Source organism: Kitasatospora sp. NPDC032757 (assembly GCF_055579305.1).
The window spans coordinates 114,786-128,303 of record NZ_JBVINN010000003.1; the positions used below are offsets into that span (position 1 = coordinate 114,786).

Consider the following 13,518-nt stretch of genomic DNA (forward strand, 5'->3'; position numbering starts at 1 on the left):
AGGAATGGGAGCCCCGCAGTGCTGACCGTTGATTTCTCGCGCTTCCCGCTCGCCCCCGGCGACCGGGTGCTCGACCTGGGCTGCGGCGGGGGGCGGCACGCGTTCGAGTGCTACCGGCGCGGGGCCAACGTGATCGCCCTCGACCAGAACACCGAGGAGATCGCCGAGGTCACGAAGTGGTTCGCGGCCATGGAGCAGGCCGGTGAGGCGCCCGAGGGCGCGTCGGCCGTCGCCATGGAGGGCAACGCGCTGGCCCTGCCGTTCGAGGACGAGTACTTCGACAAGATCATCATCTCCGAGGTGATGGAGCACATCCCGGACGACAAGGGCGTGCTCAACGAGATGTTCCGCGTCCTCAAGCCCGGCGGCCTGCTCGCCGTCACCGTCCCGCGCTGGCTGCCCGAGAAGATCTGCTGGGCGCTCTCCGACGAGTACCACGAGGTCGAGGGCGGCCACATCCGCATCTACCGCGGCGACGAACTCCTCGGCAAGCTCAAGGACGCCGGCCTGGAGCCGTACGGCACCCACCACGCCCACGCGCTGCACTCGCCGTACTGGTGGATCAAGTGCGCGGTCGGCGTGGACAACGACAAGGCGCTGCCGGTGAAGGCCTACCACCAGCTGCTGGTCTGGGACATCATCGGCACCCCGGTGATCAGCACCCTCACCAAGGCCGCCGAGAAGGCGCTCAACCCGGTCATCGGCAAGAGCTTCGTCGCCTACGCCTCCAAGCCCAACCGCGCCGAGACCGCCAGGGCCGGCGAGTGACCGCCGCCGTCCCCGAGGTGCTGCTGCTGGACGGGGTGCTCGACGCCGAGCAGGCCGCCCGCACCGTCCGCAGCATCCTCGCCGAGCAGCAGAGCGACGGCGCCATACCCTGGTTCACCGGCCACCACCTCGACCCGTGGGACCACACCGAGGCCGCGATGGCCCTGGACACCGCCGGCGAGCACGCCGCCGCCGAGGCCGCCTACCGCTGGCTGGCCGCCAACCAGAACCCCGACGGCTCCTGGTACGCGGCCTACAGCTACGGGCAGGGCGGCGGCACGGACGGCCAGGTCTCCAACTCCGCCAAGGAGACCAACTTCTGCGCGTACGTCGCGGTCGGCGTCTGGCACCACCACCTCAGCACCGGTGACGACGCGTTCCTGGACTGGATCTGGCCCGTCGTCAGGCGCGCCCTGGACTTCATCGTCGGCCTGCGGCTGCCCGACGGGCCGATCTCCTGGCGGGTCGACGAGAACGGCTCGGCGCCCGACGAGGCGCTGCTCACCGGCTCGTCCTCCATCCTGCACGCGCTCCGCTGCGGCCTGGCCATCGCCGACTACCTGGAGGAGCCGCAGCCCGACTGGGAGCTGGCGGCCGGCCGGCTGCGGCACGCCATCGCCCACCACCCCGAGCGGTTCCTCGACAAGGACCGCTACTCGATGGACTGGTACTACCCCGTGCTCGGCACCGCGCTGCGCGGCCCGGCCGCACTGGAGCGGATCGAACGGGACTGGGACCGCTTCGTCGTGCCGGGCCTCGGCGTGCGCTGCGTCAGTGACCGGCCCTGGGTGACCGGCGGCGAGAGCGCCGAACTGGCCCTCGCGCTCTGGGCGGTCGGCGAGTCCGACCGCGCGGTGGACATCCTGCGCTGGATCCAGAAGCACCTGCGGCACACCGACGGCTCGTACTGGACCGGCTACGTCTTCGAGGACGACGCCATCTGGCCGGAGGAGCGCACCACCTGGACGGCGGGAGCGCTGCTGCTGGCCGTCGCCGCGCTCGGCGGCGACCCGGCCACGGTGGCGGTCTTCGGCGGCGACCAGCTGCCCGCCGGACTGGTGGTACAGGACTGCTGCTGAGGCGGCCCCGCGAGGCACGGAGCCGCCGAGGACTCGGCGTCCCAGTGCCTCGACGGCTGAGGCCTCGACGGCTGAGCTTCTGAGCGGCTCAGCGTCTGAGCGGCTCAGGGCCTCGACGGCTCGGCGCCGCAACGCTGAAGGGGCGGGACCGGATTCCTCCGGTCCCGCCCCTTCGATGTTGCTGCTCGGGCGTCAGCCGCGCTGGATGCCCGAGGTGTCGGCCAGCACGCCCTGGGTGCCGTCCTGGAGCTGGGCGACCAGCGCGGCGCCGCGCTGCTCGACCGCCAGGTACCACGTGCCCGGGACCAGCTCGCCGACCGGGCCACCGGCCGGGTTGTCCTTCGGGGCCAGCTGACGCGGCGCCGGGACGGCGAACCAGAACGGCGCGAAGTCGGCGGCCGGGGCCGCCGGGGCGGGCTGCGCCTGGGCGGCCGGAGCCTGCTGGGCAGCGGCCTGCTGGGCGGCACCGTCCTGCGGCTGGCCGGCCTGCGGGGCCGGGTAGCCGTAACCGCCGGGCTGACCACCGAAGGCCGGCGGCTGCGCCTGGAGCGGGTCCTGACCGGGGGCCGGGTAGCCGTACTGGCCGGGCTGGCCGGGCTGACCGGCGTGCGGGGCCGGGTAGCCACCCGGGTAGCCCTGCGGGGCGGCCGGCTTGTCGGTCACCAGCGGCGCCTTCAGCGCGGGCACCAGCGGGGCGGCCGCGGCGGCACCGGCGAGCACGATCAGGGAGATGACGGCGAGCCAGGCGCCGAAGCCGTGGTCCAGGCCCTTCGGGCCGCCGCCCAGGGACCAGATCGAGGTCCAGAGCGCGGCGACGGCGAAGGCGATGCCCCACTGGTCCAGCCGCAGGCCGAGCACCTGGCGGTCGGCGGCCGCGGCACCCTGGAAACGCTGCACCAGGATCAGCACGGCGGCGAGGATGCCGAGCAGGAAGACGGAGGGCAGGACGGGGAACAGGACGCTGTCCCAGGCGTTCTGCGACGTGTCACCGCAGTACCTGCCACTGCAGTCCACGGTCCAGTACGGCAGGAAGGAGGCGATGAAGAGCAGGACGGCCGCACCTGCGACGGCGGCGTCTCCCCTGGTGAGAGCGCGCAGATTCACTAACGTTCCCCTCGTTGGTGTGTCGTGGACGGCGGTTTGCACGGTCGGCTTGACCGGTCCGGAAAACTCCGAACGGACCAGAAGCCTAGGGCCAACCGCCTCGCGGGTGCACAGCGGGCTCGGGAATGGGGCGAAGTCGTTGCAAACTGTGCGGGTCCGACTCCTGCCGTCCACCTGGTGGTCGAGACGGCCCTCTCGGCCGCGGACGCCTACCGGGTGGTCAGAAACGTCGTCAGCGCGTCGGCGATCCCCTGGGCCGCCTGCTGGCGCCACTGAGGGTCCGTCATCCGCCTGGCGTCGGTCGAGTTGCGCATGTTACCGCACTCGATGAACACCTTGGGCACCGTCGAGAGGTTCAGCCCGCCGAGGTCGGAGCGGGTGTCCAGCCCCTGACTCGCCGTGTAGTCGGCGTACGGCTCGCCGGTCGCCGCGTGGAAGCCGTCGCGCAGCAGCAGGCCGAGCCGGTGCGAGGGCGCGACGATCGCGGAGTTGTCCGCCTTCCCCGCGACCACCTTGGCGGGCATGATCACGTGGAACCCGCTGCCGCCGGCCGGACCGCCGTCGCCGTGCACCGAGACCGCCGCGTCGGCGTGCGCCTGGGCGCCCGCGCGGGCGCGCTCGTCGATGCACGGGCCCCAGGGCCGGTCGCCGTCCTGGACCAGCACCACCGTGGCGCCGCGGGCGGTCAGGATCGCGCGGGCCCGGCGGGACACGTCCAGGGTGTACTCGGCCTCGGTGTAGCCGGCGTTGGTGGAGGTGCCGGTGGTGTCGCACTCCTTGCGGGCGTTGCCGATGTCGACCAGGCGGTTGATCTCGGTGGTGTGGGCGAAGTTGCCGGGGTTGTGGCCGGGGTCGAGCACTACGGTCCGGCCGGCGAGGGCGGTGGACACGGGAGCGGACGCGGTGGTGGGCGTGGTCCCGGGGGAGACCGACGGTGAGCTCGTCGGTTCCCCTCCGGCGGGGGTGGCCGGGGAGCTCTTGGCGGTCGTCGGAGTGGACGGCTCCGAAGTGGACGGCTCCGGAGAGGTCGACGGCGCCGGCGGAGCGGCCGCCCCGGCCGTGTGGGCCGACGGTGCGGCATCGTCGGCCCGGCCGTGGTCGGCGACGGCCTGCCAGCCCAGCCAGCCGGCCAGACAGAGCGGCACCAGCGCGCCGGCCACCGTGGTGGTGCGCAACAGGCGGGAACGGCGGGGCGGTTCGTCGTGCGTACTGCCGTCGGTGGTGCGGGTCACGGGTGGTTCAGATCCTGTCCTGGGTGCGCGCGGTCAGGCCGTACAGGTCCGCGATGGTCTTCCACTTCGTCACGAAGTCCTTCTTCGCCTGGGTGGCCTGCGGGTTGAGCTCGTCCGCGTGCTTCTTGTCGGCGGTGTTCGGCGCCGAACCGGAGCAGCCCTGCGTGGACACCGTGCGCGCCCAGCTCGCGTACGCGCGGTCGATGTCGGCGGACAGCTGCCAGGCCGACTTCAGCGACGCCACCGCGTCCGCACCGCCGGGCAGGTCGGTGACGGCCAGGGCGGCGAGCTTGGTGAGCAGCTGGTCGCGCTGCTTGGCGCCGGTGTCGAAGACCTGCGCCGCGCTGTCGATGTCGGCCTTGGACGGGCAGCTGGACACCTTGGCGACCGCGCTGCCGATCGGCGCCTTTGCGCTCTCGCCCTGGGTCAGCAGTTCGTCCAGCGTCTTGGCCTGGGCCTGCGCGTTGGGGCCGGCCGCGCCGGCCGTAGGGCTTGCGGACGCGGTGTCGGAGGCGGTCGGACTCGGCGCGTCGGCCGAACCGCTGGGCACCGGGGTGGGCTGCGGGTTGCCGGAGGCCGTCGCGTCCGTGGGTGCGCCGGTGGCGGACGAGGCGGGGGCGGCCTTGTCGGCCGAGTCGCCGGTGCCCTTCACCGCCCAGAGGATGCCGCCGCCGATCGCCAGCACCAGGAGGAGGGCGAAGGTGATCAGCAGCGGCGCACGCTTGCTGCCGGGGCGGTCCTCGTCGTCCAGGTCGTCGTAGCCGGTGGCGTAGTCGGCGGGGTAGCCGGGGGCGTAGTCGGTGCGCTGGTCGGGCTGCCCGTACGGCTGCTGCTGGGCGTACTGCTGGGGCGGGTACGGCTGCTGGGAGTCCGGCCGCTGCGGGTACGGGGGCTGCGGCGGGGCCGCCGGGTAGCCGTAGCCGTCGGGGCGGGCCGGGCCCTGGTGCTGCGGGGTCGCGTGGCCCGGGAAGCCGCCGGCGGGCGGTGCCGAGGGCGGTGCGGCCGGAGGCGGGCCCGCCGGCTGCGGGGCTGCCGCCGGGAAGGCGGGCGCGGTCGGGGCGTCGTAGCCGGGGGCGGCCGACAGGTACGGGCGCGCGCCCAGCGGCGGGCCCTGGTCGCCGACGGCGCCCGGCCCGGGCGGCTGCGGCGCCCCGGCGGGCGGGGCGGCCGCGGGCGGGGGCACTACGGGGTTCTGGGCGGCGCCGGGGGCAGGCTGCTGCTGCGGGCCGCGGACCCAGCCGCCGGCGCCGCCGCGCGCGGTGGGGTCCCAGACCGCCGGAGCGGTGTTCTGCTGGTCCGTCATTGCGCTCTAGCCCCCACCGTCTGCCCGGATGCTCTGCCTGGTGCTGTGCCGTTTTGTCGCTGTTTCGTCGCCCGCGGCATCCGTCGGCGCCGCGCGGACACCGTACCGTTCGAACCCCCGCCCGACAGCCCCGGCACGACGTTAGAGCATCCGTGATCGCCCTGGGGCGGGTCCGCGGATCTCGGCGCGGACGGATCAGGCGGCGGTCCGGCGCAGCACCCGCAGCGAACCGGTCACCGAGATCTCCTCGAACCCCTCGGCGAGCGCCCGCAGGTACACCCGGTACGGGGCCTGGCCGCCGTCCGCCGGATCGGGGAAGACGTCGTGCACCACCAGCAGGCCCTCGGGCGCCAGATGCGGCACCCAGCCCTCGTAGTCGCCCGTGGCGTGCTCGTCGGTGTGGCCGCCGTCGATGAAGACCAGGCCGAGCCGCCCGCCCCAGAGCGCGGCGATCTGCGGCGAACGGCCGACCAGCGCCACCACGTGCTCCTCCAGCCCGGCCGCGTGCAGCGTGCGGCGAAAGCGCGGGAGCGTGTCCATCCGGCCGACCTCCGCGTCCACCAGCGTCGGGTCGTGGTACTCCCAGCCGGGCTGCTGCTCCTCGGACCCACGGTGGTGGTCGACGGTCAGCGCCACCGTCCCCGCCTCCCTGGCCGCCGCCGCCAGCAGGATCGCCGAGCGCCCGCAGTACGTGCCGATCTCCAGCACCGGCAGCCCCGTCCGCCGCGCGGCCGTCACCGCCGCCGCGTACAGCGCCAGCCCCTCGTCCACCGGCATGAACCCGGTCGCACCCTCGAAGGCCGCCAGCACCTCGGCCCCGGGTCGCGTGTTCTCCAGGAGGTCGGACATGCTGCAGCTCCTTGCCGGGGGTGGTCGGTACTCCGTACTCGCCGTCGGACCCTACTCGACGGTACGCCCCACCGTCCCGCCCACCCCGACCTGCGCCGGAGCCGGAAGCGGGGCGGCCCGGCCGGCTTTCCGTGTCCGGTCCGCCCGGTCCGCTCAGGGGGCGAGGAGGGAGCGGGCGATGCGGAGGCGGTGGGGGGCGAGTTCGGCGGCGATGGCGGCGGACTCGGCGGGGGAGGTGGTGACGGCGGCTGGGAGGGGCGGGCGCTGGGCGAGGAGGGCGAGGCGGAGGTGGGTCGGGGGGTGGGTGGAGTCCACGGCGGCCCGGTCCCGGGCGGAGCGGCGGAGCAGGCGCTCGCGTTCGAGCGGCGGGACGCCCGCGAGGTGGTCGCGGAGCTGGTCCCAGAGGGTGTCGGCCGGCGAAGCCTGCGAGGCCTGCGAGGCCGGCCGGGCGTCGGCCGCGCCACGGCGGGTCGTCCGGGGGCGGCTCTGGTGGCCGGCGCGCAGCCGGGAGACCAGCGTGCCGGCGGCCCCGTCGAGCAGCAGTGCTTCCAGCATCCCGCGGGCGGCCTCGGTGGACGCGGCCTGCGCGGCGAGCGTGTCCGCGTGGTACTCGGCCTGGTGGCCGGCCCGGGCGGTGAGCCGGTCGAGGAGGAGCAGGGTCCGCAGCAGCAGCCAGGCGAGGGAGTACAGCACCGCGTTGCTGATGAGGTCGGCGACGTGGAACAGGAGCCGGAATCCCGCCCACTGCGCGTGCCTGCGCGGCCGGGCGAGGTCGTACCAGTGCGCGAGCGCGCCGATGGCGGCGTTGAGCCAGAGGCCGCGCCGGTGGTCGCCGTTGACCTGGTGGGCGAGTTCGTGGCCGAGCAGGGCGATCCGCTGTTGTTCGTCGAGCGCCTCCCAGAGCGGCAGGCCCAGGGTGAGCACCGAGTGCCGGCGCAGCCCGACCACGGCGAGGCCGGCGTTGAACGAGCCGTCGAGGCGGATCACCCCGACCGGCCGTGCTCCGAGTTCGGCCGCGACCCGGTCCGCCAGGCCGTAGAGGGCGGGCGCCTGGCTCCGGGGCAGCACGGTCTCGCCGCGCGGCACCCGGCCGATCCGCGGGCGCAGGAGGACGACGACCGCGAGGGCGGCCGCACCCAGGCACCGGAGCGGGGTGTTCCCGGTGACGAGCAGCCAGAGTGCCCAGCCGAAGAGTGCGGTGGTGACGAGGTGGACGAGTGAAGCGACGGCCGCCGCGGCGAGCCAGTCGCGTCGTCCGGCGGAGGCGGTGCGGCCTGCGGCGAGGTCCTGGTAGAGCTGCTCGGTCCGGGCGGCCACCGCCCGCTCGTGCCCGGTGGCAGGGGCGGTCGGAGCGGTCGCGGCGTCGTGCTCCGGTACGAGGTTCCATTCGCAGCGGGGGCACCAGACGGCGAAGCGCGGGTCGGCGTCCAGCGGCGCGGCGCACTGGGGGCAGGTGTGGGGCGTGGCGCCGGGGGGAGCGTCGGCAGGCGGGGTGGGGGCGGCCGTAGCGGCGGGTGAGGACACGGCGGATGATCATGCCACTGGTGGTCCGTGTCCGGCACCCGTCTTCCGCTGTCCGGGGGCCGCCGGCGCTGCCCGGGGGGCCGCCGAGTGGAACGTGTTCTACTCCGGGCGGGCGCGCCGTGCCAGAATCGGCCCGACCACCGATCCGAGGGGAACCCGGGAGCAGCCCCATGCGCGCAGCCATCCTGCACAAGACCGGCCAGGACACGCTCGACGTCCGCGACGACGTGGTGGCGGTCGGCTTCGGCCCCGGCAAGGTGAGAGTCCGCCTGCGGGCGGCGAGCCTCTGCCACTCCGACCTCTCGGCGATGAGCGGCGTCCTGCCGCAGCCCGCGCCGTTCGTCCCCGGCCACGAGGGCGCCGGTGACGTGGTGGAGGTCGGCGAGAGCGTGACCGGCATCGAGGCCGGCGACAGGGTGGTGCTCTGCTGGATGGCGCCCTGCGGCCGCTGCGCCCACTGCGAGCGCGGGCGCGGACACCTCTGTGTCTCCAGCCTGCGCCGGCTCGGCGCCCCGGGGTTCCGGTTCGACGAGGACGGCGTCCCGGTCGAGGCCTCCGGCTTCTACGGCACCGGCTCGTTCGCGGAGGAGGTGGTGGTCGAGCGTGACGCCGTGATCAAGGTCCCGGCCGACCTGCCGTACGAGCTGGCCGCCCTGATCGGCTGCGGTGTGACCACCGGCATCGGTGCCGCCGTCCACACCGCGCAGGTCGAGCCGGGCGCCTCCGTCGCGGTGATCGGCGCCGGCGGGGTGGGCGTCGCGGCCGTGCAGGGGGCCCGGGTCTGCGGCGCGGGCCGGATCGTCGTGGTCGACCCGGTCACCTCGCGGCGGGAGCGCGCGCTGGCGTTCGGTGCCACCGACGCGCTCGCCCCCGAGGAGCTGAAGGCCGTCGCGAAGGGCATGCCGGGCGGCGGGTTCGACTACGTCTTCGAGGCGGTCGGCCGCGCGGCCACCGTCCGGGCCGGGTACGACGCGGCGCGTCGCGGGGGAGCGGTGGTGGTGATCGGCGCCGGGGCGCAGGACGACCTCGCGCAGTTCACCATGGGCGAGCTGTTCTTCAACGAGAAGCGGCTGCTGCCGTCGCTGTACGGCGGGGCGTCCGTGCCGCGCACCATCGCGCTGGTGGTGGACCTCTGGCGGGCCGGGCGGATCGACCTCGAGGGGATGATCACGCACCGGGTCGGGCTTGCGGAGGTCAACGAGGCCATCGCGCAGATGCGGGGCGGCGAGGCGCTGCGGACGGTCGTCACGCTGGCCTGACCGCCGTCGCCGGACGTGACAGGGCCCGCCGGTGCACCCGGCGGGCCCTGTCACGTACTGCGGGAGCGGGCTCAGCCCTGGTCGGCTCCGGTGCCGAGCCGGTGCCGCCCGTGCGGGTCGGCCTCCGGGCGGTCGTCAGCGGCGGAACGGCCGCGGTGGCGGCCGTGCGACGCGGTGTCCTCGGCCGTGGTCCCGTCGGCGTCGGTCCCGTTGGCCGCGGGTCCGGTGGTGTCGGTGAGGGTGTCGGACATCAGAATCGTCTTCCGTGCGAGGGTGCAGGTGCTTCGGCGCCAGGCGGGCGCCGCGGGCGAGTCGGGCGCGTGACCGGCATGATCGGGCGCAGCAGCCGCGCCAGAGCCGGTGATCACGGCCAGTGCCCCGGCCACCATAACGGCCGGAACGGGCGAGATCCTATCGAGATCCTGATGGGTGGTCCGCGAACGGCACGGCTCCGCGCGGCCCGTCCGAACCCAACCAGTGGCCCACCAGCCGGCGGTACAGCGGCGACAGCACCTGGAGATCGCCGTGCCGTGCGAGCACGCCGCGGCCGCCGTCCAGCAGCAGGACGCGGTCGGCCCGGAGCGCCGAACTGATCCGGTGTGCCACCACGACGAGCACCCCGGGCCGGGCCGCGAAGGCCCGCTCGACCCGGTCCTCGGCGGCGGCGTCCAGGTGGCAGGTGGCCTCGTCCAGCACCACGACGGGGGCGGGGGAGAGGTACGTCCTCACCAACGCCAGGAGTTGGCGTTCGCCGGCCGAGAGCGCGCCCGGATCGGCGAGCACGGCGTCGGGGCCGCCGAGCCGGGCGACGAGCGCGTCGGCGCCCAGGAGGGTTGTGGCGTGCGCGAGTCGGGAGTCGTCGGGGCGGGCCCTGGCGGGGTGGGCCTCGGCGGGCGCGTCGGGCCAGCAGAGGTTGGCGCGGACCGTACCGGGGAACACGTACGCCTCCTGCGGGAGCAGCGCCACCAGGCGGGCGCGCCCGGCGTCGGGGAGGAGGTGCGGGCGGACGCCGTCCACGGTGACCTCGCCGTCGAGCGGCACCAGCAGGCCGGCGAGCAGCGCGGCGAGGGTGGACTTCCCCGTTCCGCTCGGGCCGACCACGGCCAGGTGCTCGCCGGGGGCCGTCGTCAGGTCGAGGCCGGCGAAGACCGGTTCGGCGGCCGGGCCGTGGGCGTAGCGGAGGGCGGTGAGGCGGAGGGTGGGGGGTTCCGGCCCGGGGCCGGGTCCGGGGCCGTGGCCCGGACCAGGGTCGCGATCCGGCTCGGGTACGGTCTCCGGCTCGGGTCCGGGTTCCGGCTCCGGTTCGTCGGAGGTGGTGGCGAGGCGGTCGAGGACGACGGCCAGGCTCAGCAGCCAGCCGCCGACCGTACCGGCCAAGGTCCGGACCGCGGGGTCGAGTTGCTGGAGCAGATAGGTGGCCACGCCGAGCAGTTCGCCGGGCGTGAGGCCGCCGCCGCCGAGCAGCCAGGGCGCCGCCGCGACCACCGCCAGCACGGGCAGCCGGCCGCCGAGCGCGACCACCAGCGACCGGGCCGCGGCGGCCCGGCCGAGCGCGCGGGAGGCGGCGGCGCTGTCCCCGGCGCCGGCGGCGAGTGCCTCGGCCGTCCGCTGCCGGGCGCCGGTGGCCTGGATGTCGCGCAACCCGTGGAGGGCGCGGCCGGCTTCGGCGGCGAGGCGCTCCTCGGCAAGCACGACGGCGCGGCGCCGGTCCACCAGCGGGCGCAGCAGCCGGGCGAACAGCAGGCCGGCGGCGAGCAGGGGGACGAGGACGAGCGGCAGGGCGGCGGGCGCGAGCAGGGTCAGACCGACCAGGGCCGCGGCCAGGGTCACCCCGGCCCCGCGCAGCGTCCGCAGCAGGGTGGCGGTCAACTGCCTTGCGGATTCGACCTGTTCGGTGAGCCGGGCGACCTCGGCCGGATCGGCGTACGGCCGGGCGAGCGCGCTCCGGACGACGCGTTCCACCAGAGCGTCCCGCAGCGGTTCGACCACGGCCGCGAGGTGCGGGAACCCGGCCCGCGCCGCGTACGCGCGGGCGGCGGTCACCGCCCCGAAACCGGCCAGCCAGGCCACCCCGACCGCCGGCCGCCCGGCCAGGAATCCCTGGTCCACGGCGGACGACACCATCAGCCCCGACACCAGCGCCGGCAGCGCCTCGAGCCCGGACCATCCGAGCAGTCGCCACAACGCCCCCCTCGTGCTCGCGAGCTGCCGCCCGAGCAGCACCCAGCCGGGCGAGCGGTGCTGCACGAGAAGTCGGCGGGGCCGACCTCTGGTGTGAGCCGGCCCCGCCCGCACCGGCCCGGTGGGGGCGGGGCCCGCGCCGGCACCCTCGGGGTCGGAGAACGGCTCGGGGGGCCGCGCAGGAAGCCGACCGGGCTGACTTCCCGCGCGCGGCACGCCGTCGGCGGCGCTGTGCCGGCCCATCAGGCGGTGGTCGCTTCGAGGGCGGTGGTCGCTTCGAGGGCGGTGGCCGCTTCGAGGGCGGTGCCGGAGAGGGTGGCGCGATAGTCGGGGTCGCCGAGGAGATCGGTGTGCGGGGCGAGGGCGCGGAGCCGGCCGGCGTCGAGCCAGGCGACCAGGTCGGCGCGGGCGGCCGCCGCCTCGCGGTGGGCGACCATCAGCCGGGTGCGCCCGTGAGTGGCCCGGTCCAGGGCCTCGGTGACCTGGAACTCGGTGGCGAGGTCGAGCCCCGAGGTGGCGTCGTCCAGCACCACCACCCGCGCGGGGCGGGCCAGCAGCCTTGCCAGCCCCAGCCGTTGCAGCTCGCCGCCGGAGAGCCGGAGCTCGTCCAGCGGAGTGTCCCAGCCGGCGGGCAGACGGCGTAGGAAGCCGTCCGCGCGAGCGGCGGCCGCGGCCTCGGGGCCGGCGCCGTCCAGCGCCTCGCGGACGGTCCGGCCGGTCAGCGCGGGGCGCTCGAAGGCGTAGCCGACGGCGCGGCGCAGTTCGGGGGCGGTCAACTCGTCGACGGGGACGCCGTCGACGAGCACCCGGCCCTCGTCGGGGTCGCGCAGCCGGCCGGGCAGAGCGGCCAGCAGGGACTTGCCGCAGCCGGATCGGCCGACCAGGGCGACGGTGTGCCCGCCGGGCACGGTGAGGTCGAGCGGCCCGAGCAGCACGCGGTCGCCGTCGCGTACCACCACACCGCGGAAGGCGAGTTCACCCGCGCCGCCCTCCGGCAGGACGGCCGTGCCGCCGACGGCCGGTGCGAGCTCCAGCAGTTCGTCCACCCGGGCCTGCCCGGCCCGTGCGTGCGCCACCCCGACCAGCGCCTCGACCTGCTCGAAGAGCCCCGCCCCGAGCGCCGCCCAGCCGGCTGCCGCCGCGAGCGCGCCGGGCGCCAGCGTGCCCGCCGCCACCAGGGCGCCGGCGGTGGCCAGCACCGCGACCTCGACCACGGCGATCAGCAGCGTCGCCTGCCACGCCGTCCGCCGCTGGGCGGACCAGAGCGCGTGCCCGGCCTCCGAGAGAGCGGGGAGCGGCTCCAGCACGCGCGCCGCCTCGCGCCGCCTCGCACCGGCCGCGTGGATGCTGCGCAGCCCGGTGAGCGCGCCGGCGAGCCGGCCGGCGAGGTCGGCCTGGACCTCCTGGTAGCGGAGGAAGACCTGCCCGGCCTCGCGCAGGAAGAGCCGGATCAGCGCCACCCCGGGCACCACGCCGCCGAAGAAGGCGAGCGCCAGCCAGGGCGAGAGCACCCCGAGGCCGACGATCGCGCCGAGCGAGGTGAGCAGCGCGGTGGTCGCGCCGAGCACGGCCGGAAGCCGGCCGCCCGCGTCGGCGGCGGAGCCGACCAGGCGCGCGGTCAGGTCGCCGGGCGGCGGCCCGCCGTGCCGGAGCCGGCCGCCGGGGCCGAGGTCGAGCAGGTGGCGCACCAGCCGGTCGCGCAGGGCGGCGGTGGCCTCGGCCGCGCAGGCGGGACCGGCCGCGGCGGCGAGCGCGTTGGCGGCGGCGGCCGTGCCGAGGACGAGGGCCAGCAGCCCGAACGCGGAGCCGCCGGCGTCCCGGTCGATCGCGGCGTCGACGGCGCCGGCGAGTGCCGGGGGCAGGGCGAGCGTGGTGGCGGCCTCGGCGGGCAGGGCGACGGCCAGCGCGAGGGTCCAGCCGGTGGGGCGGCGGGGCATGGGCGGGCTCCCGTCGGGGTGGGCCGTGGGTCGGAAAAGGGCGGGGCGAGTCAAGAAGGAAGGAGCGAGGGAGGCGAGGGGGAAGGAGGCGGGCGCAAGGGAAACGAGGGGGAAGAAGGCCCAGGGGGGCGCGGGAAAGGAAGGGAACGAAGCGAAGGACGGAACGGGACGGCGCCGCCCCCCCCCTTCCCGACAAACGGGAGCGGCGCCCCCGGGTCCCCCCACCCCCGGGTGGCCGACCCCCCTCCCCCCCCCTTCTCGTTCGGATCCGGCAGGTCCGGA

The 13,518-nt window shown here is 75.9% G+C and carries 11 protein-coding genes; 3 read left to right on the top strand and 8 right to left on the bottom strand.

The window, feature by feature from the left end; all coding sequences use genetic code 11:
* The first annotated feature begins 18 nt into the window (after window positions 1-18).
* The gene (locus ACZ5WK_RS06080) at window positions 19-768 is read left to right on the top strand and encodes a class I SAM-dependent methyltransferase (protein WP_396319531.1); all 750 of its coding nucleotides are present in this window, start codon (window positions 19-21) and stop codon (window positions 766-768) included.
* Complete coding sequence (locus ACZ5WK_RS06085) at window positions 765-1,847, top strand: prenyltransferase (protein WP_465545440.1); 1,083 nt, start codon at window positions 765-767, stop codon at window positions 1,845-1,847. The genes ACZ5WK_RS06080 and ACZ5WK_RS06085 overlap by 4 nt, the downstream gene beginning before the upstream one ends.
* Before the next feature lie 192 nt (window positions 1,848-2,039).
* Here the strand turns inward: ACZ5WK_RS06085 and ACZ5WK_RS06090 are convergent, their stop codons facing one another.
* The 5 genes from ACZ5WK_RS06090 to ACZ5WK_RS06110 all read right to left on the bottom strand — a co-directional run bounded on the left by ACZ5WK_RS06090 (window position 2,040) and on the right by ACZ5WK_RS06110 (window position 7,859).
* Window positions 2,040-2,951 carry a hypothetical protein gene (locus ACZ5WK_RS06090; RefSeq protein ID WP_465545442.1) on the bottom strand — a complete coding sequence of 304 codons (912 nt, stop codon included), beginning with the start codon at window positions 2,949-2,951 and terminating at the stop codon, window positions 2,040-2,042.
* A 209-nt stretch (window positions 2,952-3,160) separates the two neighbouring features.
* Window positions 3,161-4,183: an N-acetylmuramoyl-L-alanine amidase gene (locus ACZ5WK_RS06095; protein ID WP_465545444.1), complete on the bottom strand. Its 1,023-nt coding sequence runs from the start codon at window positions 4,181-4,183 to the stop codon at window positions 3,161-3,163.
* 7 nt (window positions 4,184-4,190) lie between these two features.
* Complete coding sequence (locus tag ACZ5WK_RS06100; protein ID WP_465545446.1) at window positions 4,191-5,486, bottom strand: flagellar basal body-associated FliL family protein; 1,296 nt, start codon at window positions 5,484-5,486, stop codon at window positions 4,191-4,193.
* Between the two features lie 195 nt (window positions 5,487-5,681).
* Window positions 5,682-6,335, bottom strand: coding sequence for a class I SAM-dependent methyltransferase (locus ACZ5WK_RS06105; RefSeq protein ID WP_465545448.1), 654 nt, complete (start codon window positions 6,333-6,335; stop codon window positions 5,682-5,684).
* A gap of 153 nt (window positions 6,336-6,488) precedes the next feature.
* A complete protein-coding gene (locus ACZ5WK_RS06110; RefSeq protein WP_465545450.1) occupies window positions 6,489-7,859 on the bottom strand; it encodes a M48 family metallopeptidase in 1,371 nt (456 codons plus the stop codon).
* A gap of 170 nt (window positions 7,860-8,029) precedes the next feature.
* Between ACZ5WK_RS06110 and ACZ5WK_RS06115 the strand changes: the two genes are divergently transcribed.
* Entirely contained in the window at window positions 8,030-9,118 is a 1,089-nt protein-coding gene (locus ACZ5WK_RS06115) for an alcohol dehydrogenase catalytic domain-containing protein (RefSeq protein WP_465545452.1), read from the top strand.
* 71 nt (window positions 9,119-9,189) lie between these two features.
* Here the strand turns inward: ACZ5WK_RS06115 and ACZ5WK_RS06120 are convergent, their stop codons facing one another.
* The 3 genes from ACZ5WK_RS06120 to ACZ5WK_RS06130 form a co-directional block, all read right to left on the bottom strand.
* Complete coding sequence (locus tag ACZ5WK_RS06120; RefSeq protein ID WP_465545454.1) at window positions 9,190-9,369, bottom strand: hypothetical protein; 180 nt, start codon at window positions 9,367-9,369, stop codon at window positions 9,190-9,192.
* Between the two features lie 160 nt (window positions 9,370-9,529).
* Window positions 9,530-11,365 (bottom strand): ATP-binding cassette domain-containing protein, encoded by a 1,836-nt coding sequence (locus ACZ5WK_RS06125; RefSeq protein WP_465545456.1) that lies wholly within the window; start codon window positions 11,363-11,365, stop codon window positions 9,530-9,532.
* A gap of 176 nt (window positions 11,366-11,541) precedes the next feature.
* On the bottom strand, window positions 11,542-13,236 hold the full coding sequence (locus ACZ5WK_RS06130) for an ATP-binding cassette domain-containing protein (protein ID WP_465545458.1): 1,695 nt from the start codon (window positions 13,234-13,236) through the stop codon (window positions 11,542-11,544).
* Between the last annotated feature and the right edge of the window lie 282 nt (window positions 13,237-13,518).

What these genes read in the sequence shown, in the direction of transcription:
- ACZ5WK_RS06100 (WP_465545446.1), bottom strand. Translation starts at nt 5,486, where the DNA reads ATGACGGACCAGCAGAACACCGCTCCGGCGGTCTGGGACCCCACCGCG.
- ACZ5WK_RS06105 (WP_465545448.1), bottom strand. Translation starts at nt 6,335, where the DNA reads ATGTCCGACCTCCTGGAGAACACGCGACCCGGGGCCGAGGTGCTGGCG.
- ACZ5WK_RS06115 (WP_465545452.1), top strand. Translation starts at nt 8,030, where the DNA reads ATGCGCGCAGCCATCCTGCACAAGACCGGCCAGGACACGCTCGACGTC.
- ACZ5WK_RS06120 (WP_465545454.1), bottom strand. Translation starts at nt 9,369, where the DNA reads ATGTCCGACACCCTCACCGACACCACCGGACCCGCGGCCAACGGGACC.
- ACZ5WK_RS06130 (WP_465545458.1), bottom strand. Translation starts at nt 13,236, where the DNA reads ATGCCCCGCCGCCCCACCGGCTGGACCCTCGCGCTGGCCGTCGCCCTG.